Source organism: Bacillus sp. MMSF_3353 (genome assembly GCF_030733445.1).
Lineage (GTDB): Bacteria > Bacillota > Bacilli > Bacillales > Bacillaceae_G > Bacillus_A > Bacillus_A wiedmannii.
This window is the reverse complement of the sequence record NZ_JASHJA010000033.1, coordinates 1-22761: the sequence shown is the minus strand read 5'-3', so window position 1 is coordinate 22761 and position 22761 is coordinate 1. Positions and strand designations below refer to the sequence as shown.

Annotated in this window: 18 protein-coding genes, 1 tRNA gene and 6 pseudogenes; 9 read left to right on the top strand and 16 right to left on the bottom strand. The window is 31.7% G+C overall.

Annotated features, from left to right (window positions below; all coding sequences use genetic code 11):
* Window positions 1-25 precede the first annotated feature (25 nt).
* The gene (locus RBB48_RS28095; protein ID WP_306008500.1) at window positions 26-2353 is read right to left on the bottom strand and encodes a transglycosylase domain-containing protein; all 2328 of its coding nucleotides are present in this window, start codon (window positions 2351-2353) and stop codon (window positions 26-28) included.
* A 416-nt stretch (window positions 2354-2769) separates the two neighbouring features.
* Here RBB48_RS28095 and RBB48_RS28090 point away from each other — a divergent pair, with 416 nt between their 5' ends.
* Window positions 2770-3384, top strand: coding sequence for a recombinase family protein (locus RBB48_RS28090; protein WP_371878400.1), 615 nt, complete (start codon window positions 2770-2772; stop codon window positions 3382-3384).
* Between the two features lie 169 nt (window positions 3385-3553).
* Here the strand turns inward: RBB48_RS28090 and RBB48_RS28085 are convergent, their stop codons facing one another.
* The 5 genes and pseudogenes from RBB48_RS28085 to RBB48_RS28065 all read right to left on the bottom strand — a co-directional run.
* Window positions 3554-3919 carry an RICIN domain-containing protein gene (locus RBB48_RS28085; RefSeq protein ID WP_306008512.1) on the bottom strand — a complete coding sequence of 122 codons (366 nt, stop codon included), beginning with the start codon at window positions 3917-3919 and terminating at the stop codon, window positions 3554-3556.
* Window positions 3920-4288: 369 nt separating this feature from the next.
* Window positions 4289-5365, bottom strand: a pseudogene (gene nheC, locus RBB48_RS28080) (non-hemolytic enterotoxin subunit C); the annotation flags it as partial.
* A 105-nt stretch (window positions 5366-5470) separates the two neighbouring features.
* Window positions 5471-6673, bottom strand: coding sequence for a non-hemolytic enterotoxin subunit B (gene nheB / locus RBB48_RS28075; protein ID WP_306008499.1), 1203 nt, complete (start codon window positions 6671-6673; stop codon window positions 5471-5473).
* Between the two features lie 54 nt (window positions 6674-6727).
* Entirely contained in the window at window positions 6728-7888 is a 1161-nt protein-coding gene (gene nheA, locus RBB48_RS28070; protein WP_306008498.1) for a non-hemolytic enterotoxin subunit A, read from the bottom strand.
* A 463-nt stretch (window positions 7889-8351) separates the two neighbouring features.
* Window positions 8352-10151 (bottom strand): annotated as a pseudogene (locus RBB48_RS28065) (Tn3 family transposase); the annotation flags it as partial.
* 19 nt (window positions 10152-10170) lie between these two features.
* Here RBB48_RS28065 and RBB48_RS28060 point away from each other — a divergent pair.
* The 5 genes and pseudogenes from RBB48_RS28060 to RBB48_RS28040 all read left to right on the top strand — a co-directional run.
* Window positions 10171-10473 (top strand): MazG-like family protein, encoded by a 303-nt coding sequence (locus tag RBB48_RS28060; RefSeq protein ID WP_306008497.1) that lies wholly within the window; start codon window positions 10171-10173, stop codon window positions 10471-10473.
* 103 nt (window positions 10474-10576) lie between these two features.
* Window positions 10577-11077 (top strand): annotated as a pseudogene (locus RBB48_RS28055) (hypothetical protein); the annotation flags it as partial.
* Entirely contained in the window at window positions 11074-11262 is a 189-nt protein-coding gene (gene hfq, locus RBB48_RS28050) for an RNA chaperone Hfq (protein WP_306008495.1), read from the top strand. The pseudogene RBB48_RS28055 and the gene hfq, both read left to right, overlap by 4 nt.
* A gap of 187 nt (window positions 11263-11449) precedes the next feature.
* Window positions 11450-11644: an aspartyl-phosphate phosphatase Spo0E family protein gene (locus RBB48_RS28045; RefSeq protein WP_306008494.1), complete on the top strand. Its 195-nt coding sequence runs from the start codon at window positions 11450-11452 to the stop codon at window positions 11642-11644.
* 38 nt (window positions 11645-11682) lie between these two features.
* Window positions 11683-11937 (top strand): annotated as a pseudogene (locus RBB48_RS28040) (DDE-type integrase/transposase/recombinase); the annotation flags it as partial.
* A 676-nt stretch (window positions 11938-12613) separates the two neighbouring features.
* Here the strand turns inward: RBB48_RS28040 and RBB48_RS28030 are convergent.
* Window positions 12614-13162: a hypothetical protein gene (locus tag RBB48_RS28030; protein ID WP_306008492.1), complete on the bottom strand. Its 549-nt coding sequence runs from the start codon at window positions 13160-13162 to the stop codon at window positions 12614-12616.
* A gap of 19 nt (window positions 13163-13181) precedes the next feature.
* Window positions 13182-13730, bottom strand: coding sequence for a hypothetical protein (locus RBB48_RS28025; protein WP_306008491.1), 549 nt, complete (start codon window positions 13728-13730; stop codon window positions 13182-13184).
* A gap of 286 nt (window positions 13731-14016) precedes the next feature.
* On the opposite strand from RBB48_RS28025, the gene RBB48_RS28020 reads away from it, so the two are divergent.
* On the top strand, window positions 14017-14622 hold the full coding sequence (locus RBB48_RS28020) for a sigma-70 family RNA polymerase sigma factor (protein WP_306008490.1): 606 nt from the start codon (window positions 14017-14019) through the stop codon (window positions 14620-14622).
* Window positions 14623-14791: 169 nt separating this feature from the next.
* Here RBB48_RS28020 and RBB48_RS31890 read toward each other — a convergent pair.
* Window positions 14792-15399: pseudogene (locus RBB48_RS31890) on the bottom strand (ATP-binding protein).
* Between the two features lie 514 nt (window positions 15400-15913).
* On the opposite strand from RBB48_RS31890, the gene yknW reads away from it, so the two are divergent.
* Window positions 15914-16603 (top strand): YknW family membrane protein, encoded by a 690-nt coding sequence (gene yknW, locus RBB48_RS28005; RefSeq protein ID WP_306008489.1) that lies wholly within the window; start codon window positions 15914-15916, stop codon window positions 16601-16603.
* 355 nt (window positions 16604-16958) lie between these two features.
* Here the strand turns inward: yknW and RBB48_RS28000 are convergent, their stop codons facing one another.
* From RBB48_RS28000 to RBB48_RS27985, 4 genes are all read right to left on the bottom strand, one after another.
* Window positions 16959-17870, bottom strand: coding sequence for a S8 family peptidase (locus tag RBB48_RS28000; RefSeq protein ID WP_306008488.1), 912 nt, complete (start codon window positions 17868-17870; stop codon window positions 16959-16961).
* Between the two features lie 304 nt (window positions 17871-18174).
* Window positions 18175-18642, bottom strand: a complete 468-nt coding sequence (locus tag RBB48_RS27995; protein WP_306008487.1) for a glutaredoxin family protein — start codon at window positions 18640-18642, stop codon at window positions 18175-18177.
* A gap of 30 nt (window positions 18643-18672) precedes the next feature.
* Window positions 18673-18743: transfer RNA gene (locus RBB48_RS27990), tRNA-Cys, on the bottom strand.
* 167 nt (window positions 18744-18910) lie between these two features.
* Window positions 18911-19132 (bottom strand): hypothetical protein, encoded by a 222-nt coding sequence (locus RBB48_RS27985; protein WP_306008486.1) that lies wholly within the window; start codon window positions 19130-19132, stop codon window positions 18911-18913.
* A gap of 399 nt (window positions 19133-19531) precedes the next feature.
* Between RBB48_RS27985 and RBB48_RS27980 the strand changes: the two are divergent.
* A pseudogene (locus RBB48_RS27980) lies at window positions 19532-20252 on the top strand (transposase); the annotation flags it as partial.
* Between the two features lie 241 nt (window positions 20253-20493).
* On the opposite strand, the gene RBB48_RS27975 reads toward RBB48_RS27980, so the two are convergent.
* The 3 genes from RBB48_RS27975 to RBB48_RS27965 all read right to left on the bottom strand — a co-directional run bounded on the left by RBB48_RS27975 (window position 20494) and on the right by RBB48_RS27965 (window position 22759).
* Window positions 20494-20919, bottom strand: coding sequence for a phage holin family protein (locus RBB48_RS27975; protein ID WP_097859951.1), 426 nt, complete (start codon window positions 20917-20919; stop codon window positions 20494-20496).
* Between the two features lie 395 nt (window positions 20920-21314).
* Window positions 21315-22205, bottom strand: a complete 891-nt coding sequence (locus tag RBB48_RS27970; RefSeq protein WP_306008485.1) for a hypothetical protein — start codon at window positions 22203-22205, stop codon at window positions 21315-21317.
* Window positions 22206-22633: 428 nt separating this feature from the next.
* Complete coding sequence (locus tag RBB48_RS27965; RefSeq protein WP_306008510.1) at window positions 22634-22759, bottom strand: transcriptional regulator; 126 nt, start codon at window positions 22757-22759, stop codon at window positions 22634-22636.
* Window positions 22760-22761 lie beyond the last annotated feature (2 nt).

Here is a 22761-nt window from a genome sequence, read left to right as displayed (position 1 = left end):
CGTTTTTTGATTATATGATTACATATTATCCATTATTAGCTGGATCCTCTCCTGTATTCCCATCATTACTTGGTGACGGTGGCGTTCCATGGTCATCCTCATTGTTTGGTGGTGTTGTATTCCCTTGGTCACTACCATTTTTTGGCGGTGTTGTATCTCCCTGGTCACTACCACTTTTTGGCGGCGTTGTATTTCCTTGGCCATTACCATTGTTTGGTGGTGTTGTATTCCCTTGGTCACTACCATTTTTTGGCTCACTTTGCTTTTGCTCTTCTTGTTTCTTTTGCTTTTCTTTTTGCTTATTTTCACTCGGGTGTTCAGTCGTATTTGCTATTTTCGTATTTGGAGAAGAATCACGCTTCTCACCTTTAATACGTAATTCGCTACCTTCTTGAACTACACTGTTCGGCATTTTAAATTGTGACTTATCTGTAGCAAACTTACTCATCATTTCTTTAAAAATCAATTGAGCTATTTTAGTATTTTTACTACTAATATAATCACCTTTACTATCCTTTGTATATCCGGTCCATACTGCCATCGTATATTGTGGTGTATAACCAGCAAACCAACTATCACGAGTTGCACTTTCTGGTAGATTATATTGTGCTATTTGTTCTAAAGAATAGTTTGTTGTACCTGTTTTACCCGCTATATCTAAAGAACTTATATTAGCTGTTGTACCTAATCCAGATAAAACAAAAGTACGAAGCATATCAGTAATCATATATGCTGTAGAATCCTTCATAACTCGTTTTGACTTTTGCTCAAAGCTTTTTGATTTACCATCTGAATAAATGACTTTCTTAACAAAATGTGGCCTCGTATACTTACCATCATTACCAAATGCCGCATAAGCACCTGCAATTTCAGTCGGTGACGCTTCATTTGTACCAATCGCTGTTGATTCGGTCGGTGCTACATTAAATGTAATACCTAGCTTTTCAGAGAAAACTTTTGATTTATTAATTCCTACTTCTTTTGCAGTTTTTATTGCCGGGATATTTCGGGACGTTTTCAATGCATCACGCATTGTAATTGGTCCTAAATGCTTTCTATCAGCATTTCTAACTTCTTGTCCCGTTGAGTACTTAAATGGAGAGTCATCAATTTGATGGTAAGTAGCCCATTTTAAATATTCAATTGCAGGAGCGTAATCAAAAATTGGTTTCATCGTTGAACCTGCTGAACGATTTAATTCAATTGCAATATTATGTCCTTTAAAAACAGCTGTATTTTCACCACGCCCACTACCAATTGCACGTACTTCTCCTGTTTTCGTATCCATAAATGTGAAAGCCCCTTGGAATTTCTCATTTGGATAATTAATAATATCTTTATTTAAAAGTTTGTCCGCAAAATCCTGTGCCTTTGGATCTAATGTTGTATAAATTTCTAAACCGTCAGATCCGATATTAACATCTGGCAAATCTTTTTCAACTTCTTTCACAACCGCATCCATAAAAGCTGGATAGGGCATTTCTTTTTGTTCAGTTGCTTTCTTAAGTCCTTCTGTTACTGGAACTTTTGATGCTTCTTCCATTTCTTTTTTTGTAATATAACCATGTCGATTCATTAATTTAAGTACAACATTTCTTCTTTCTGTTGCTTTTTTGATATTTTGTTCTTTCGTTGGATCATAGTTATTAGGAGCTTTCATTAAACCAGCAAGCATTGCAACTTCTGGTAGTGTTAAATCTTTTAATTCCTTACCATAGTAATTTTGGACTGCTGTTGCGATTCCGTATGAACGGTTACCTAAGTAAACTTTATTTAAATACATTTCTAAAATTTCATGTTTTGAATACTGTTGTTCTAGCTTATATGCTAAATATATTTCTTGCGCCTTTCTCTTTGACGTTTTTTCCATCGATAAGAAGTAATTTTTAATAACTTGCTGTGTAATCGTACTTCCACCTTGAGAGCCGTAATCCCCTTTTAGGCTGACTAAGGCTGCACGTGCAGTACCTTTATAGTCTATGCCACTGTGCTCGTAAAAACGTGCATCTTCTGTTGCTAAAAACGCATTTTCTACTAACTTAGGAATCTGATCATACATAATATTCGTTCGTTTTTCTTTTCCATATTCATATATCAATTTCCCATCTTTATCATAAATTTTTGAGGATAACGGATTAACGAGTTTTGCTTTCTCAAGTTTTGGTGCATCTTTGATCATAACGAAAAAGGTAGCAACCCCTGTGACTAACCCTACAATACCAAGTAATAAACAACTAATTAAAAACTTACGAAAAAATGATGTTTTGCCTTTTGGTTTTTGTTTTTTAGCAGCTGGCTGTTTTTTCTTTTTAACTTGTCGTCGCTTCTCTCGAGAACGATAATTTTCTGACATGCTACTTTCTCCTGCCTTTCAATTCTCCTGTTGATTTACTTAAAATTATTGAAGTCACTTTAAGAAATATATTCATATTTAAAAAGTGTACTAAATAGACAATTTAAGTAATAAATTTGTTCCACTTTAAGATGAGGAAGAAATTTGAGCTTATCTGATAACGAAACAGAAACGATAATAGTGGCATAACTAAAAAAATGGAATTTCATAGAAAATCCATTTTTAGCTTGATGGGCATTTGGCTGTACCCCATGCCCATCAGCTTAACAAAAAGGTAGAAGCTTTATGTTGTGACAAATTATTTTTGAGATAGTATTTAGTTACATCTAAATCCAATACGATCTAGTCTAGAATGTAAAAAGAAAAAATGTAACAAAAACGAACGTTTATGTTACAAATCGAACAAATAAGGTTAAATCCCAAATCTGTTTACAACTGATATAGAATATTTTGTCTTAATACCTCTTTTCGGGGGATGGGCAAAGAAACCCGATTTAGAAATACAAATCGAAAAATTACAATGCTATGGTGTCGATAAGCTATTTTGTGAAAAGATATTAGGTAAGGATGTGAATGACCATACAGAATTTAAGCAGTTACTAGAAGTAGTGCAACCCGGTGATACGGTGGTTGGTTACAAATTAGATCGAATGGGACGTTCCATATCTGATGTGTTGAAGACCTACGAATCATTTAATGAGAGGTGGATTCATCTCGTTTGCATATCTGACGGGGTTGAAACACGCCGGAACAACGATATTATGACCAAAGCAATGGTTACGCTGTTGGGGCTGTTCTCGGAAATGGAACGTAATTTCATTCGTGAGCGGACGATGGCCGGTAAGCTCAGAGCGAGGGAACATGGAGTAAAGTTTGGACGTAAAGGAAAAAACAAGGATTTAGTAGATCATGCCATTGATCTTTGGAAAACTAGAAAGTACACGATTAAGCAAATCGAGAAAAAGACGACTGTAACAAAATCAACGTTATATCGTGAGATTGAGAAACGTGGGCTAATGAAAGAATCTTAACTTTGCTGTATCTATTCTTATGAATAAAATCACTAAAATGTCTCTGAATCGAGTAGGGCAGACTGATTCAGAGACATTTCCTCTTATGGAATAAATCCTTAATGTACCTTTTGGAGGGGATGGGCAAGAAACCCCAAGATAAAATTTTTTAGTACCAGAATCTTATAATTTAATTTAGTCTCTGTAATTTAAATTTTTGATTATTACTAGCTGTAAATGGATATACTATAACATTTGTTCCATTTTTAGTACCAGAACCAGTTACATCTAAATACCTAGAGTTTTTCTTATTTTTCAAATAAAAATATCCATTTCCTGCATCTTCAACTATCCAATAATGCTCTTCATAGTATTGGTTAGGTGTAGCAAAAACATTACTAGAACCTTGATAGTCATTCCAAGCTAATATTAAATTTCCATTTGTTACACTTTTAATTTGATAGGCCTTTTTATTTGAATCATATACTAACTTCCATTTTTGATGATTACCGCCGTTATTGCTCCATAAGGTAACATTATTCGTTGATCGATCCATATCTATAACGCTACTATTATTTAACGCAGAAAATAGTTGATAGGTACCATTCAAATTAGCTCCAGGAATGTTTTCTCCTACTTCTTTATATATGACATACTCCATTCCATTGACCGTTGCTATTACTGCATATTGGTCTTTTAAGTTTAATGGAAGCTGGTCAATCCACATGCTTGCATTTGGTCCTCCGCTCCACATATTATGAGTAGTCCGTTTTGTTAAATTCATAACTTTATAGGACGCATTTGGTGCATTTGCTCCCGTTTTTATTTCAAATGTATAGGCATTGTGTATCGGTTTGTAGAAATATTGAACACTTGACGGACGAAGTCGATCCATAAGATCCTGCTCTTCTTTCTCTGCAATTTTCACCGATTCATATAATTTATCAGCATAATTCTTAAGATCTTGCCAGCTATCTTTTGCTGTATTAAGATCTGCTTTTATAAAAGCAAATTCTTCTGGGGTAATAAATGTGATATTTTTTACTAAATTATTATATTTTGCTGCTACAGTATCCCAACTATTAGACATTTTCTGTATAGAAGTAATAGCTGTGTCAATTGTTTCCGCCATATTCGTAGTCTTATTTTTTGCATCAGTTATAATAGCTATTTCTGCTTGTGCCCCAGAAATTTGTGCTTTTAAAATTTCTATTTCTCGCTCAGCAGATGCAATATTACTTTTTGCTGTTGCAATCAGCGGTCCACCAATGATACACGTTATTAACGTCGCGCAAAGTACTGAACCTGCAATAATTTGATCATTGCTTTTTTTGATAGACTCATTATACCCATTAATTCGCTGTTCTAAATATGGAATACCTGCAGTTGTACTAGCTAAAATAGTCGTTAATTGACTTGTATCTTGTTGAAAATTTTGCGTATCTGCTGTCATTTTATTTCGGAATGTTTTCAGCTGTTCTAATAGCTCGTTAACTTCACTTTTATTAGTTAATATACTTTGATACAATTTTTCAAGCTCAGTTTTCAATTTTTCAGTATCTTTTTGATCTATTGCATCTAGTAAAATACTATAGTGTGTTTGAAATGTATCATTATAATTTACAATGTTTTGATTCGTATTCATAATACGTGGTTTAAGATTATCTAACCAATAGGTCGCGTTTTTTTTTGCATCGTCCTGGTGTTTCAACATGTTTGCTCGTAAATAACTATTAAGAGAACTTATACCACTAAGGTCTGTCTCTTGTTGATTACGTATTGTTTTGGCATATGAATCCATAACAAGTACATTAGACATTGCTGGTGCTAGTACATCTTGAAAGCCCTCAGGACCAAGTGAATAATTATGAATGGTTTCTTGCGATATAGTTGTATGGACTTTTTGTTCTGCCGCGAAAGTATGAAGTGGTACTATATTACTTGTTGCCATTCCAGCAATCATCATTGATAATAAGAATTTCTTGTACAATTTCTTATTCATATTATCCCACCTACGCTTTTTAAGAATTCGTATCTTTTAGTGAGCATTGAGGAAATTCCCTGTTCAAGTTTGAGCAGGGAAACCTTATTACATAAAATCAATTGATTATTCTGTATCTACTAATTTAATATCAGTTTCATAAAGATTTGCAGCAGTATCTCTAACTTCTTTCCAACTATCTTTAGCCACATCGAGATCCTCTTTTATGAAAAATAGATCGTTAGGGTCGATAACTGCAATATTTTTAAGTAAAGATTTATATTTTGATCCAATTACATCCCATTTGGTTGAAAGATTTTGTAGTGCATTAATTGCTATATCAATAGTCTCTGTTAAGGATTCAGTTTGCTCTTTTAAATTGGTTAAACCAGCTACTTCTAATTGAGCCTGGGTTATTTGTCCTGTTATATTCTTAATCTCTTCCTGAGCCTTATCCATCTCTTGCTTTGCTATAACAATTCCTGCTATACCTCCTGCTGTTGCTCCTAAACCACCTACAATGAACACAACTCCTAGTTTAGCTCCTAAACCAGTACCAATTAGAACTGCTCCACCTATAATAGCAAGTGGACCTAGAGCCGTTGCAACTGCTGAGGCAATAAGAAGTTTATTATATTCAGCAATTGTGGCATGATACGTTGTGAGTTGATTTTGCAACAGCGGAATTCCAGCATCTTGACTTGCTAAAATAGACGTTATTTGAGTTGCATCTTGTCTAAAGTTTTGCGTATCTGTTGCTAATTTACTTCGGAATGCTCTCAGTTCTTCCAATAATTCGTCCACTTCTGCCTTATTTGCTACAACATCATTATTTAGCCTTGTAAGTCCATTTGATAATGTTTCCCTGTCCTTTTCTTTTACAGCATCTATTAACGTATTATAGTAATTTTGAAATTTAGTATTATAATTAATAATGTTTTCATTCGTTGAAATCATTTGCGGTTTAAGTTTATCTAACCATTGCCCTGCATTTATTCTGGCAATATTTTGATCATTAATTATTTTCGTTCGTAAAGATGCATCAATTGAATTGAGCCCATTGAAATTAGCATTTGCTTGTTTAAGGATTGTTAGAGCATAAAGGTCCATTACTAAAGCATTTGACCCTGTATTAGTTATTGCCTCTTTAAGACCCTCTGGTCCTAATGAATACCCCGGGTACTCGTCCGTTGTACCTGTTTTAGCGTGAATAGGAGTTGATTTTGCCGTGCTTTCCGCTGCAGAAGCATATGTTGGCATGATACTACCTGTTGCCATTACCGTTATTAATGCGGATAAAGCCATTACTTTATAAGGCTTTTTTGTCATTTTTGTCTTCTCCTTTAACTTTCAGTATAATCATATTTCACTCTTTGCTTAAACTTAATTTATTGTTACATTTGAAATGAAATTTTCAAACTTTTTTGTTTGCACATACAGTTCATCACTGAATTCTTTGAGCTGAATTAATTGATTTTGCAATCCAACACTATCCATGTGTGCCCCTGCACTCAGATTGAGTTGGATTTGGATCATTGTATCATTTAGCGCTTTCCAATCATTCATCAAATATTCAAAAGTGGTAATTTGCCTCTTAATCATCTCAGTAAACCCATTCATTTGATCCTCAATAAAAGTCATTTCAGTCACTTGAATTTGGGTTTCTGCTAACTGCTGAATTAGTGGTAGTAATTCTTTTTGTTTCTGCTCAATGATCCTAGCAGAAGCAGCTGTTTGACTGTCGAAAAGATCTAAAATTCCACCACCAAGAGATGAAATAGAGATAAAATCTATAGTTTGAGTCTGAGCTGCTCCGCCCGCAATCGTAAAGACTTGCTTCCCAATATTTATAACGCCGTTACGAACTTCATTTGGTCTATTTAAAATTTTTGCGAGTTCTACCAGTATCTCTTCTTGAAGTCTTTTAATATCAGCTCTTAGCTGTGTAACAGTTCCATCTGAACCCTCTAAGGATTGAATTGCTATTTTTGCTTTTTCAGAAAACCCTTTGTTATCTTGAAGCAATAAATCATTAAAACGATTTAGCTGCAATAAGGTTTGGTACATACTATCTTGGATAGTTTGTACGTCCTGTTGTAGTCTATTAAAAGCATTTACAAAACTCACTTTTGTTTCCGCATCTGTATTTACCGTTTCCGCTAAATCATATAATGTACCATAATAACCATTGAATCTTGTACTATAACGCTGCATATCTTGATTTAAATCAACTAATTTAGGATTATATTCATCTAACCATTCGCGAACATGATTTTTTACAAATTCTTGGTGATTCGTTAAACTGCTCATACCAGTCCCTTTAATGGTTGGTTGCTGTAAAATAATTAATCCATATGCTTGCGCTAAAGGTGATTGTGAACCTAACGTTCTAATCGAATGTGATAATGTATTCGCATTATTGACATTTTGTACATGTGATAACTCTGATTTAGACTGCACCACATCCTGGTAAGCATTCACATAGTTAGAATGACTTACCAATATTGCTGTAACCAATAATCCTGTAACTAAAGATTTTTTCACTTGAACTCCTCCTTTTCTTATTTTTTAAAGAGAGATTCTAGATTAAGTCTGTTAAAATTACTATTTTTATAAAGGAAATAGCACTAGATATTGACTAGATTCTTTCTTATTCTCCTTTTTCGGGGGAAGGAAAAAGATACCCCCTATTAGAATATATAAACATCAGAAAATACGCAAAATTACGATTAATCATCCACTATAAGATAATAGTGACTAGTTTTTTTATGTTTTGTTATATATATACCATTTGAAATATATTTTTTTTTTTGGGTAATGTCATATTTAAAATAAAAATATATATACGAATTAAGAAATCCATCGTTAATTGTCATAAATTCTAAAATATTTTTGAATGTGCTTATCTTTTCAAAATGTAAAAATATATACTCGGGGTACCGTCAGGAAAATGCGGATTTACAACGCTAAGCCCATTTTCAAGCCGATTCCCCCATTTTTAACAACGTTAAGAAAGTTTCAATGGTCTTAAAGAATCTAACGAGATCATTTTTTCTGAATTAAAATGGTATTCTCCAAGTAAATTAATATGTTCCCAGCCTAGAGGTGACATATGGTGCAATAATTCTTCATTAAAACTATCTGACCGTTTTTGATATTCAACTGCTTTTGTTAGATGTAAGGTATTCCAAATACTGATGGCATTGATAATTATGTTTAAAGCACTGGCTCTTTGCAATTGATGCTGTATGGTTCGTTCCCTAAGTTCTCCTTGTTTTCCAAAAAAAATAGCTCTTGCCAGTCCATTCATGGCTTCTCCTTTATTCAATCCTCTTTGGATTTTTCTTCTTAGAGATTCATCCGAAATGTAATTAAGAATAAAGATCGTTTTTTCTATTCGCCCCATTTCACGTAAGGCTGTAGCTAAGCTGTTTTGTCTTGAATAAGAACCTAATTTCCCCATAATAAGGGATGCTGAGACTGTTCCTTCTCTTATTGAATGGGCTAATCGCAAAACATCTTCATAATTTTCTTCAATGACCTTTGTATTTATTTGTCCACGTAAAATAGCTTCTAGTTTTGGATACTCACTTGCTTTATCTATTGTAAATAATTTTGAGTCCGATAGATCTCTTATCCTTGGAGCAAATTTAAATCCTAATAAATGGGTTAATCCGAAAATTTGGTCTGTGTAACCAGCTGTGTCTGTATAATGTTCCTCGATGTTTAGATCCGTCTCATGGTGTAATAAACCATCCAAAACATGAATTGCATCCCTTGAATTAGTATGAATAATTTTTGTGTAGTAAGAAGAGAATTGATCACTCGTAAATCGATAGATGGTGGCTCCTTTTCCAGTTCCGTAATGTGGGTTTGCATCTGCATGTAGTGATGAAACACCTAGCTGCATTCTCATTCCGTCTGACGAAGAAGTTGTACCGTCTCCCCAATAGGAAGACAATTGTAATTTGTGATGAAAATTTACTAATACGGCTTGAGCTTTATTCATTGCGTCTTCATACATGCGCCATTGAGACACATTGGCTAGTTGCTTATATGTAAGTCCTGGTGTGGCTTCGGCCATCTTACTCAATCCAATATTCATTCCCATTCCTAAAAGGGCAGCCATGATAATAATTGTTTCTTCTTTATCTGGTTTTCGATTATTGGAAGCATGGGTGAATTGCTCATGAAATCTTGTTATATATGCAACATCCATAAGTAAATCGGTTAATTTTATTCTTGGTAGCATTTGATAAAGACTTGCACTAAATTTCTTTGCTTCTTCTGGAGCATCCTTTTTTAAGCGTGAAATTGACAATTTTCCTTTTTCAAGAGAAACCCCATCTAATTTATTGAAATTGGCAGACAACCACTTTAGTCTTTCGTTAAGGCTACTGGTTCTCTCTGTCAAATAGTCTTCGTATGATAAACTAACTGATAACCTCGTATTCTCTTTCGTTTGATTCCATGTGTCTTCTGAAAACAAATATTCCTCAAAATCTCTATATTGTCTACTGCCCACAATGGATACATCACCAGCACGAACATGTTCCCTTAGTTCTGTTAAAACAGCCATTTCATAATAATGACGATTAATTGTACCGTCATCTCCATATAAGTGTTTTTTCCAACGCTTCGAGATAAAGTCCACAGGTGATTCATCAGGCACTTTTCGTTTCCCAGATTCATTCATTCTTCGGATAATCTCCACAGCTTGTAAAAGTGGTTCATTTGCCTTTGTAGAATCAAATTCCAATACCCTTAAGAGCGTTGGCGTATATTTTCTAAGTGTATAAAATCGTTTTTATGGAAGGAATTAAAAAATGAAAATATCTGAATTACAAAGAAATGTTAGAGAGTTTAGTAAAAATAAAGGTTTTGAGCATTCAACGATTGAAGAAAGAACCTTATTTTTGGTCACAGAAATAGGAGAAGTAGCTCAAGAAGTTTTAAAAATCTCTTCCATGCCTGATGCTAATAATATTAATGAACTAAAGGAACATTTGAGTTTTGAAATATACGATGCGGTATGGAATCTTTTTGATCTTGCCAACAAGCTCGATATTGATTTAGAAGAGGCGTTTAGAAAAAAGAGTGAGATAAATAAATATAGGAATTGGGATTAATAATTTTAAAAGTTTAAATGGAATCCGGTTTTCGTTTTGAAGGCCGGATAATTTACGAACATTTTCTTACCGTTGTAAATCCGCATTTTCCTGACGCTACCCCATGATGTTTAATGCAAAAGAGAAAATTCTCATGGACGCTTATAAGAAAAAAACTAGATCACAAACAGAACTTCATTACGATGTTGCTGACAAAGAAGGGTTCGACAAGGCCTTTTATGAAGAGCGTATTGATTCGTTACAAAATGATATTCGTGTACTATCTTTCAAAAAGCTATGTGAAAATGAACCCGCACCAGAAGACTTAGAACTATTCAAACAACGTTATGAAACAATTATTTTACCAAAGGTACAAGAGATTGTTTCTCTAATTGAACCAAGTTTAATAGATGTAGACGTATTTTTAAATCCAGTAATCGAGTATGGTGTAGGAGAAATCACTTTAGATGAAATGGTTCAAAAACTACAAAAAAACCTTTCTTTATTTCACGAATTATCAAAGATTGAATATTGCCCCACGGTTGAGCTAACAGTAAAAGAATATGTATTCTTAGAAGCAATGAACCGTTCCAAAAAAGGAGAGGAGTTGCAACCAACTAAATGATGCATACACAAGAAAAATTTTATGAGAAGTTAATAGAAGAGATGAAAGAAGTAACGATTTTTCTAATAAATGGTGTCAGAGTACCTGGAAGAATTATCGCTGTTGATAAATTTTCGGTACTAATTCTAAGCAATAGAAAGCAACAGTTCCTTTATAAACAAGCAATTTCGACTGTTTCTTTATAAAAATAAAATATTACAATTATAGCATTTTTATCCTTTTGTTAATGTATCTCACTTCAAAAATTCCCATACATAATGTACTCTTAGATATAAGGGTTAGGTTTTTTCCTTTAGGGCAAGGCTGGTTTCAGCCTTGTTTTTGTTTGCATTTTTTTCGAGATTCTATGTATAAAGGAGTTTAAAGGAAAAGGTGGATATGAGATTACTACATGACATGATCGAAGATCAAAAAAAAGAATTGAGCTATCTTGTAAAAGAATATGGATTTAGCCATAAAAAAGTGATTGATTTTAGTCAAAAATTAGACCTTTTAATTTATGAAGCAATGGGAAAATATCGATTAGATCAACAAATGAGGATAAAAAAAGAATCCTTAATTCAATAAGGATTCTTAACAGCAAGATACGAGGCAGATATAGAAATAAAGAGAAACATATGCCTAAAGGTATACAACTAAGGCATGTTAAATATCTCAATAATATAGTAGAACAGGACCACCGGTTTATTAAAGGGTGAGTTCGTTCTATATTAGGATGAAAATCATTTAAAACAGCAGTCTTTATATTGAATAGAGTTGAAGCCACGCATATGATGAAAAAAAGAGAAGTGGTTTTACTGGACAAGTCAGTCCAAAAACAGAAGGAATTCATTAATAAATTATTTGGCTTAGCTTCATAAGATAGAAATGTAGAGGAATTTACTATTCTATGTTTCTAACTAACATTTCTGCACTAGAACCCATTTTATTATTTGTATGAAATCGAAAATACTTTTCACGTATTTTTTTACAAATATATAAATTACCACCAAATAGTTGAATTATGTTAGTTATTATAAATGATGTATATAATTCAATATTGTTTGTTTTTTATGATAGACTTGAAGTATACAGATAGGAGGGTAATTATGAAAAAACTTTCTCGAATAAGAACAATATTGTATGTTTTTGGACTAATTCTAATATTTTTGGGACTCGTTATGCTTAATGTCATTAATGGGGTTAATTTGTTTGAACATACAAATAAAGTATTATCCTTTAGTGTTCTTATCTTAGGAATAATTTTTTGTATTATATCTAGATTTTTTAGAAAATCTAAAAAATCTCTTGATAAGTAGGATGCAATTGTTGGAAAAAGAAGTTGGTTATCAACAGGTTTCTTTTAAGTTAACTTACATCTATAGTTAAAAATACTTATTCCACAAATCAAAGCTTTACGCTTGTATTACTATTATAACGGTCAGTCAGATTGTTTGTTTTGGTAGTATATTAAGCAAAATAGTCCCGAATTATGTTGAATTAAAAACATAATTCGGGACTGAGTTTAAAGAACGGCATTATACTAATTTTTTCTTATTAGCAACTAATACCAAATCCTGCCAAGCAACCAGCGCATGCTGCTGCTCCAACCCCTGTCCAAAATGCACCACAAACCGTACTGCATGCAGCTTTGATCCAAAGTGGAGAATTATTAAATCCTTTATCTACACAATCTAAGAAATCACTGACACCTTGTGTCTGCAGATTCTCATCTTGATTAACTACACGTTTAAATTCTCCATCTTCAAAAATCCCTGTTGTTTTACGTGTCTCATCAGGTGTAGCAAATGAAAGCGCAGATACTCCATCTGTATATTCTAAAGTCATTACTTTAACGTTTTTCATCATGTGATCTTCATCATAGTATGCAGCTACAAATTTTTGTCTTAAATCGTCTTCTTGTTTTACAGGTACCACTACTACAAATCCGTTTACTCCAGGATACATATTAATTGTAGCTTCATCATATTTTAAAAGATACTTATCTTCAAGAACCTTCATATCTTTTACTTGTTTTAAATTCTTAATTAAAGAGCTTGTCTCTTCAATTTTAGCAGGTATAAATTCTGTATATTGAGTTGTCATATTATTTCCTCCTTTAATATCAGAAACATTTCCAAGCATTTCCACCTAAGCAGCCAGCACATGCTGCGCAACCTGGAAGAACACCGCCAATACAACTACCACAAGATCCGCCACAAAAAGCTTGTAACCAACCAGGTAATTTCATGAAGTAATCGTAGATACATTCAGTAACACCTTGAGCTTTTAACTCGCCATTATTTTCCACTTTAATTAAATTAAAATCATTATCATAGATTCCTGCTGTTTCATGTTTACTATTTAAATCCTTAAAGCTAATTTTCATACCATCTGTTGTATTTAAAGTTAAAACTTGAGCATTTAAAATGCCATCTTCTTTTTCAAAAGCAATGATAAATTGTGAAATTCCCTCAATTTCTAATTTAATAGGAATAGAAATTGACTTTTTACCTTGCTCCTCATATGTGTTTAAATCAATTGAAGTGAAATCTAAAGAATGTTGTTCCATAAATTCCTTTACTTCTTTTAAAGAAAGTAATGTCTGAACAATTGGATGTGTTTTTTCAATTCTTTCTGATTTGTAAACATTTTGGTTTGCTTTTTGACTCATTTGTAAGTCCTCCTATTTATAAATTGTCTCCTGCAGGTTACATCATATAAAGAGGCACCTAGTACTCTAAAATCAATTTTTATAAAAAAAAACTGTATGATATTTTGATCTAACTAAAAGATTAGTAATAGGGACATAATTTAATCTTATGTAAATACATAATTTTAATTTGAATATTTCAGGAACATTGATAATTTGGAAACATTATCCTCTTTATATATTATAAAATAGAATAAATTCCTATATTTTATAATAAAATAGCTTTACCGTGGAAAGAGGGAGAAATATGCTTAAGCAGGAGAAAATGAATCGATTTACTAAAAAGTATGCAGAAGCTTTTAAACAACCGATAATCCAGAACTTCCTAAAAAATCCAAATAACAATAAAATTTTCATGAATTATATACAAAATCCTAAATCAAAATGCTATATTGAAGAATTAGACCAATCATTCAAAATTTTTTACAAAAAGGCGAAAATAGGGCGATATTTAGATAATCTTATTCACTTTTATTCAATTGACTATGATAAAAAAATGAGAAAAATTAATTCACGCTTCTTACTTACTTTAAATGGTAGTGGAAAAGAAAGTACAGATAATGGGCTTATAGAAAAATTAGATAAATATTGTAATGAAGATGAAAAGACAGTGATGGAACTAATAATTTCTAATTCAGAAGGATTACAGGATCAAATAGAAAATGAATTTTTACATAAAGCTTTATTAAAACTAACTCCAAAACAACAATGTATAATAGAACTTATATATGTAAGAGGTTTGTCTAATATCGAAATAGCTGAATATTTTGATGATTCACCTCAAAATATATCTGCTATCCATAAAAGAGCTCTTAAAAAACTAAAAGAAGAATACAGCCAAACACTAGAATAAAGATAGAAGAGACAACTGTAACCTATAAGAAGACATTGACTTAGCTAATGATAGCATGGGCTTTTAAAAGAGAATATTTAATCATATATACACCCTATTTAAGACTTCTTACCTAATGCCAATAACGGATTGAAATTCCTTCTTTTTAACGGCAACAAATTCTCTTTTATTAGCCGCTTAATGTTGTTGGCTGAATTCCATCTTTTTGCTTCTCACGAAGCCTATATGAATCTCCCTCAATATTAAATGTTGTTGCGTGGTGTAAAAGTCGATCTAAAATGGCTGTGGCTAATGCCTCATCCCCAAAAATCCCCCCACTCTATAAAAGATTTATTTGAAGTTACAATGAGTGCACTACCTTGTTCATATCAACTTAGAATGATTTGTAAGAAGTTATTGGCACTTAATTCATAAAAGGGAAAATAGCCTAACTCGTCAATGATAAGAAGATCTGAACGACTCCAACGTTTAATTATCCGATTCATCAGTTGGTAAAAAAGTGCTGTATATCCTTTCATAATAGCTTCGTTTAAAAATACAATTCATAGATTTGTTTTTCCTACTCCTTAATACTTCTTTCACTTGCTGTTCACTAATACTAGATTGAAAGGTAAAACCAAATTCATGAATTGATTTATGAAACGGAAGTTTCGCTTGTTGTATTCGTTCCTGTAAAGCTGATGCTTCTCTTTTTGCAATTCCATGTAAAAGTAGGATGTTTAGAAATACAGAATATGGTATATTATGTTTAGATGCATCTTCTAAAAGATTCTCAATTTAGTTTACGGTTTTCCGTTTGCTTTAACCAATCCCTTATATCATCATTTAATGATTCTAAAGTCAATATATGCTTACGCTGCATAAAATTCTTTTTAAGATATTCGGCTAAATTTTTTATTTTCCCTTTGGCTTGTGGACGATATGACTTACACGCCTTCGGCACAATCTCATACTAGGACAAGAAGTCTTCGATTAAATCAAATCTCCACTAGCGTATCTTTAATTACAACCATTGGCATTTCATTAAAGCTTCTAAATCCATACTTATTGTAAATTCTATATATTTCATCCTGGAATATCCTAATATCATCACAAACGTACATACATCTTGTTCTTTCGAAATCATGTAAAATGGGAGGCTTTCCAATACGGATTAAACTCTCTATAACACAATGTTTTTGAATCATTCGAAAAATAAGATTCAATTAGAGAATTAAAAATGAAACTATTATTATATCAATTCACATGATATCTTATACAGTAATATATAATAATGAAATGAGGGATTATATTGAAGATAAAACTGAACTCATTATTTAATAAAAGTGAACTTCCAAAACCATTAATGTTTGGTGTAGTCACTTCACCGATTACTCAATTTAAAAGAATGAAGTATCAAACGCCTATATTAATTCCGGTAATAATTATGTTATTCTTGACCGTTGTTACTAGTGCAATGCTATCCTATGTAACATTAAACAACCCCATGATAGAATCAATTTACGGAGATAAAAATAAGGAAATTTTAATGAAAATGGCATTTCTATCTTCCTTTTCTTTCTCAGCTATAGGTGGGATAATCACACTTTTTCTTTCTCCTATATTTTACAAAAACATTATGATTTTTTTTGGTATTGATATTTCCTATAAAAAAATATTATGCCTGGTTCTTTACACAACTTTTATTATCAAATTAGGTATGATTCTTAATGGCACAATAGCCATAATTTTGAAGAGTTATGAGTTGTCATATACTAGTTTAGCCCCATTAATAATAGACAATTTAATATTGCATAGTATGGCGCAAAGGGTAGATATTTTTAACATTTGGTATTTCATTTTATTAGGGGCAGGGATACATATTGTCACAAACCTAAGCAGAAATAAGACCATTATTTTAATGATTATTATGTTTTTGTTTACGACATTTACAGCAAGTATAGCTGGGGTAATGCAAGGAATTTCAACTATACAGCATTAATTATCTGACATTTTCACAAAAAAGATATAGTGTAAATTATACATAGTTAATGTTTCAATTCATTTTACTGAAGTGACTAAAAAAATGATATAAACTCCCTTTCTTTATAGTTTGTTCTTAGCAAGAGAGTTTATATCTAATATGGACAATAACATATGATTCTATTACTATATGCTTAAAATCTGTAATGATAATTCTCAGCATTTCAATTTTTGTAACTCTTCACACAACCAGTTTGAAGGTGCAACACCTGACATAGTTTAACCGAAGTTTCTTTTATCATTGCCCTATCAAAATATATTAAGGAAAAGAATGAAATTATTTAGTTATGGGATAGTTTTTGTATTTTAATTTTTTACTTAATTTGAATTAATCCATTTCCTTGTAATTTTTCGGATACGCTTAAACTTTTGCAGTTCTTTAATAAGTAAGCATATATCTTTTCATACCTGTATGGTGAATTATTGAGATCAAGATGATTTATTAAAAGAGAAATCAAACCTGTAACATGTGGAGCAGCCATTGATGTTCCTGTCAATTCTGCATATGTTCCTCCAAGATATGTCGATAATATTTTTTCTCCTGGAGCAACAAAATCTACTCTATTATTACTATTGGAAAAGCTTGATATTTTATAATTTTGATTAATAGACCCAATTTCTATCACTTTGTTATAATACGCAGGATATAGTATTTCATCAGTTTCTGCTAGGTCATCTCCATAATTACCTGAAGCAGCAATTAAAATGATACCGGCTTGTATTGCTGCCTCAACTGCTTGTGATAAATCCGGGTCATCTATTGAGCCCCCAATTGATAAATTTATAACACTAACCTTTTCACCATTTATCCCCCTCCATGCACTGGCATATTGAATAGCTTTAATAAGATTTTTATATTCGCCATTATCAGAACTATCAATAACCTTTAAGATAAGCAATTTACTTTCGGGCGCGATTCCTATAATCTTACTATTATTCTGAGCAGCTATAGTACCTACTACATGTGTACCATGACCAATATAATCAGTATATATATTTGGATTTCCATCATCATCCTGTGTAAAATTATATCCACCTATAATGTTATTTTTCAATTCTGGGTGGGTTGTCTCGCATCCAGAATCAATAACCGCTATAATGTTCCCCTTACCTTTATTAGATTTTTCCCAAAATGCAGGGATATTCATGATTTCGATTCCTTTCGATATCTTTTCAGGTGTTCGAATGGCATTGTTTAGAGTGTTAGGAAGTATGTGTATATTCATTATTTCACCTCTTTTTGTTATAAAGAGGTGAAGGTAAATGAAAAATAAATATTTTATACTGATTTTCTATAATATTTTTATTCGCAGATCAACTTCATTTTGAATTGCTCTTTCTTTATTCAAAAATGAGAATTTAAGATTAACATTAATGCTTGTAATAGTTTTCCAAAATATATGTATAATTCACATATGCTAACCGTAGAAACTCCCAAGGCTTTAGATATTTGAGAAAAATGTGTATTGCTTAAATAACAACTAATAAAGCCTATAGTGATAACACAGTATAGGCTTTATTAGTTGTTATTTAATTTTTATCAGAACGACATACCTTTAAATTATATATATCTTCAATTGATTGACTTAGTCTTTGTATTTCTTTTGAGTAACAGATAGCTAAATCTTGATAGAAAGGAACTTCCGTTTTTTCACAAGCATCAATCTGTTTTACAATGTTAAGTAAGTCTGATTTTAATTTATTATATTTCATGACATCATTTTTAATGTTTATATTATTTTGTGTTGAGTCGACTTGCTGAAGAAATTTTTCTAACTTTTTCTTATCAAAACCTAATACACTACCTATTGAATTATCGGTATAGATAACTTCAGTATAAGGAGTTCCTTGAAGTTTTTTTTCAATGAATTCCTCTTGAAATTCTTTTTTAGATACATTTTTTTCAGTAAAAGAAATGTTATTTTCTTGCATCCAATTTTTTTGTACATTACAGAAAAAACAATGTGGGTTAGTATATACAACAATTTCTTTAATCATTTCTATCTCCTTTCTTATTCAAAAAATTAGAGGCGGCACTCGGATTCGAACCGGGGATAAAAGTTTTGCAGACTTTTGCCTTTCCACTTGGCTATACCGCCATATTGTATATATCTTATAAAGAGATAAGAATAAGTGAAAAATCAACTTTAGATAAAAAATAAAAAACACTTGAATAATAAAAAAGTAAATCCAAGTGTTTTCTATTTTCAAAGACTAAATTTCCCAAGATTTGTTATATACAACACCTTGGTTAAATTAGTCATAATTAACCTTCGAATCTATTGATAAATTGGAAAAAGCCTGGAACATCATTGCTATATATATCATGAATCTTTTCTACTATCTTTAACTTAATTTCTTGCTCTAGATCTTCTCTTTCATTAGGTGTAGTATTATATAAACTTTTTTTAATTTTTGGTTTAAAAGCTTCAATTATCTCTACTACTTCATATTCACTCAGTGAATTACCTGTACTCCCTATATTCATTTTACACAACCTCCTATGAGTATGACAAAAAGATAAGAATAAAGCTAGATAGTAGAATTTATGGATATATCAGATTCTAGCTATTTAATAAAGAGGTGTATCATATGAATAAATCAATATTCAGAATGAAAAATTTCATTTTTTTATTTTGCAGCTATTTTTAGATTGAAGTTGTCGCTGTAATGGAGCAAGTTCTACGCTAGTTACTAAAACGTTCATTATATTTCTTGAGAAGTAACATAAATAAAGGCTGTTGCTTGAGGAACATCTTAGATTTGAGGGTAAAGTTGAAACGAAAAACGCAAATAAAGGCGTGTGGATTGTATAAAAATTTTATAATAAATTATGATAAGCATTCCTAAGGAATTGATATCAAAAAAGAAAGTAATACCCTACTAAAAAACTCGAATAAGCACAACGAATCCAGATAGTAGATTTTTAATGAGAAATGAAAAACTGAGTGGCTTTCATTTCTTAGATCACCGCACGTCTGATGCGGAGTACAATATTATTACAGATACCTATGTAACGGCTGAAAATATGGCAGATTCCGAGCCGTATTTAGTACGTCTGCAAGCTCAAATTGATAAATTCGGATTCAAATTGGAAGCTGTTGCTCTTAATACGGACTACTTTACAAGTTACATCTGTAAGAAATTATCAGAACGAAATATATTTATGGGATGGGGGATCGCCGACTTGGAAAGCGAAGTAATGGAGTACCAAAAAGCCACTTTAAATATATAGAAGAAACGAATGTATTTGCTTGTCCGATGAGATGTATTTTAGAATATTCGACAAAGGACCGAGAAGAATGTCGTCTATACAAATCGAATCCAGAAGACTACATTGTTTCTCCTCTACGTAAGGATTGCTTTTCAAAGAAATAAAAACAAAAAGGAATCACTCATTATATCTGGGAGAAATATAAAGATATTGCTAGAAAAAACAAGCTAACAGCTACAAGGAAAAGCCTGTATAAAGTATGCTGTTCAATGATATAGGGAAGCTTTGCGAACGCCAAAGAACTACATGGCTATCAATACGCTTGGTTTGTAGGACTGAAGTCTTCCAAATGCAGACTAACCTCACCGTAGAATGTCGAAATATGAAAAAATAAAAAATAGTCCTCCTCCTAACCAAAAAGGGGTTGGTGGAGAGCTATTTTTCTAAATTTTATTATTTTATGTTGTTTTCTTTCACTAAAATCAAAAAAGATTCCAAAGCGTTGAGAACCCTATAGATTTTCCAAAGGCTTTGTTTACATTAGCAAATTTCTTTGTTAATATATTAATTCTTATTTACTATCTGAATACTTTTATATATGTTATGAATGGGTAGGAAAATACTTAATCGACATGTTACTCAATATCATCTTTTCGCTTCATTTGCCGTTTCTGCCCATTAAGAATCTCAACTGCACTAGTTAACGTATCTGGTAATTTAATTCCCATACGACCAGCGTTTTCTAAAATAGATAACAATTCATTGCCACTGAAGAAGAATATTGTAGCCTCACGAATTGCACTGTTGCTACCAAATATTAGATCTAATTGCACTGCAACTCCAACCAATAAAAAAAGTACAACTTTTTTGGCGATACCGCGGAATCCAACCTTACTTTTTAATTCACCATTATAAGCTGCTGCAATTATTCCTGTGATATAATCGATGACTGTGAGAATAGTCAAAGCTATCAATACTACATCCCACCCTCCGAGGAAATATCCACAAAACGATCCGAGCATTACTATAAATGATTTTACTCCTAAACTAATTTGATTCATTTTTTTCTCTCCCTTCAAATTAGAAAGAGTATTATTAATAAACAATCTCAATTTATATTAGGGAAATTTTTAGACATAGTGGATTATTCTTGGAATTGTTCCTGTATTCTTATTAATTTTATTTTCTGTTCTAGATCTTCTCTTGCTTGTAATGGTTTATTTCTTAAACACTTTTGAATTTTAGGATAAAATAATTTCACAATTTATTTCGACACTCCAATATTGATTATTACTTCATTGGTTACTTTTATCATTGTATCTCATCTCCTTTTTGATTTAAGTTACTTTAATCAATTGTTTTTATTTATTTTTGTTCGTTTTTTTCGACAAATAAAAAAGCCCTATCAAAATAGGACCCTATTATATTTATGTGTTCATTTCTTGAATACTTATTCTTATCTACTTATATATTCGTCTACTATTGCTTGTAATTTTTGTCTCCATTTCTCCTTATCTTTATTTTCATTTAATCTATCTTTCAATTTTGAAACTTTGTTCATAAATGAGAATTTATCCACTGGAATTTTCTTTCTAAATATAATGTTTTCATAGTCCTCAGCGGATTCAACAATTCTCAATTCAATTGTTTCTTCGGTTCCTCTAACCGAATGATTTGTTAAATAAAAATCTAATGCCGCGTAATCCTCAATATTCTTTTTAATCTCTTCCTCAATAACAGTGTGGTACTTACTATTTTGAATTGCTTCTTTTATTTCATTAACATGAGGACTATATTTATGAAGAAATCCACGATATAAATTTATAGATTTTTGTATATATAAAAAGCCATATGGTAAATTGAATTTATTTATCGCATTGTAATAGTAACCTTCCAATTTCATAAAATGTTTTAGCATAGTATCAAATTTTTTGTAAGAAAAACCAATACCAGATATTTTTCTTATTTCATTAAATAATACATCTGGATATTCTTTTATCAAGGTTAATAATTCATTAGATTTTTCTTTATTTTTACGTTTGGTCTCCCCACCAAATGACACTGGATTACTTAATTCACAAGCTAGATACCTTTCTTCATTATAAACTGCTAAACCTCTAATACTTTTGCCAAAATGCCTAGCATGTAGCCCTTGCCCTTCTGTTGTATCTTTATAGAGTTTATATATTTGAATTGGATTATTACACGAAGGACATACTGCATAGTATCTCCCCTCTTTACCACTCATATCATAATAAGGTGATTTCTTATGAGTTTGATTTTCATAATTGTATACAGTCAATTTAAATATTTCATTACTATCTGTTTTCAACTTAAATATATTCATTTGCGTGCTTTCCTTTATAATGATTTCTACCTAAATATCATCAATTTTTACATCTAGTAACTCTTTAACTTGTACTTATTAAATAGTAAATTACATGCCGCTAAAATGATTCTTCAGCTTCTCTTAATCTTTTTCCTCTTTGATCTGTATAGGTAACTTCTTTAATTTCCAAAAACTCTTCTTCATTAAAAACAATCACTTCTCTTTCAACATGTAAGCCTAAGGAAAAAGCATAATCTTCTTCTATTAGGGGTCACCATACATGCCCATCAACTTAAGAAAAGTAAACACCCCCAAAAGGGAAAAAAGAGCTGAATTTCCCAAATAACTAACTGCAGAGCAAGAAAACTTTCATTTTTGGGGATACTACAAAACCTTAGCTTGATAGGCATGTGGCGGGACCCCAAAAAGTGTTAAAAAAACGACCTTTAATCAATCCTGTTTTTTACATTCCCTTTTTCTAAAACCACAGAAAATATAAGTACTATAGTTAACACCATAATAAACCTTACTTCACTTCCATCACTTACAAAAAATGAATACAACGTATAAATTA

Bases quoted from the DNA above. Each gene is read 5' to 3' on its own strand.
- RBB48_RS28095 (WP_306008500.1), bottom strand. From the start codon at position 2,353: ATGTCAGAAAATTATCGTTCTCGAGAGAAGCGACGACAAGTTAAAAAG.
- RBB48_RS28085 (WP_306008512.1), bottom strand. From the start codon at position 3,919: ATGGATCGATCAACGAATAATGTTACCTTATGGAGCAATAACGGCGGT.
- nheB (WP_306008499.1), bottom strand. From the start codon at position 6,673: ATGACAAAAAAGCCTTATAAAGTAATGGCTTTATCCGCATTAATAACG.
- RBB48_RS28060 (WP_306008497.1), top strand. From the start codon at position 10,171: ATGAAAATATCTGAATTACAAAGAAATGTTAGAGAGTTTAGTAAAAAT.
- hfq (WP_306008495.1), top strand. From the start codon at position 11,074: ATGATGCATACACAAGAAAAATTTTATGAGAAGTTAATAGAAGAGATG.
- RBB48_RS28030 (WP_306008492.1), bottom strand. From the start codon at position 13,162: ATGACAACTCAATATACAGAATTTATACCTGCTAAAATTGAAGAGACA.
- RBB48_RS28025 (WP_306008491.1), bottom strand. From the start codon at position 13,730: ATGAGTCAAAAAGCAAACCAAAATGTTTACAAATCAGAAAGAATTGAA.
- RBB48_RS28020 (WP_306008490.1), top strand. From the start codon at position 14,017: ATGCTTAAGCAGGAGAAAATGAATCGATTTACTAAAAAGTATGCAGAA.
- RBB48_RS28000 (WP_306008488.1), bottom strand. From the start codon at position 17,870: ATGAATATACACATACTTCCTAACACTCTAAACAATGCCATTCGAACA.
- RBB48_RS27995 (WP_306008487.1), bottom strand. From the start codon at position 18,642: ATGATTAAAGAAATTGTTGTATATACTAACCCACATTGTTTTTTCTGT.
- RBB48_RS27985 (WP_306008486.1), bottom strand. From the start codon at position 19,132: ATGAATATAGGGAGTACAGGTAATTCACTGAGTGAATATGAAGTAGTA.
- RBB48_RS27975 (WP_097859951.1), bottom strand. From the start codon at position 20,919: ATGAATCAAATTAGTTTAGGAGTAAAATCATTTATAGTAATGCTCGGA.
- RBB48_RS27970 (WP_306008485.1), bottom strand. From the start codon at position 22,205: ATGAATATATTTAAGTTGAAAACAGATAGTAATGAAATATTTAAATTG.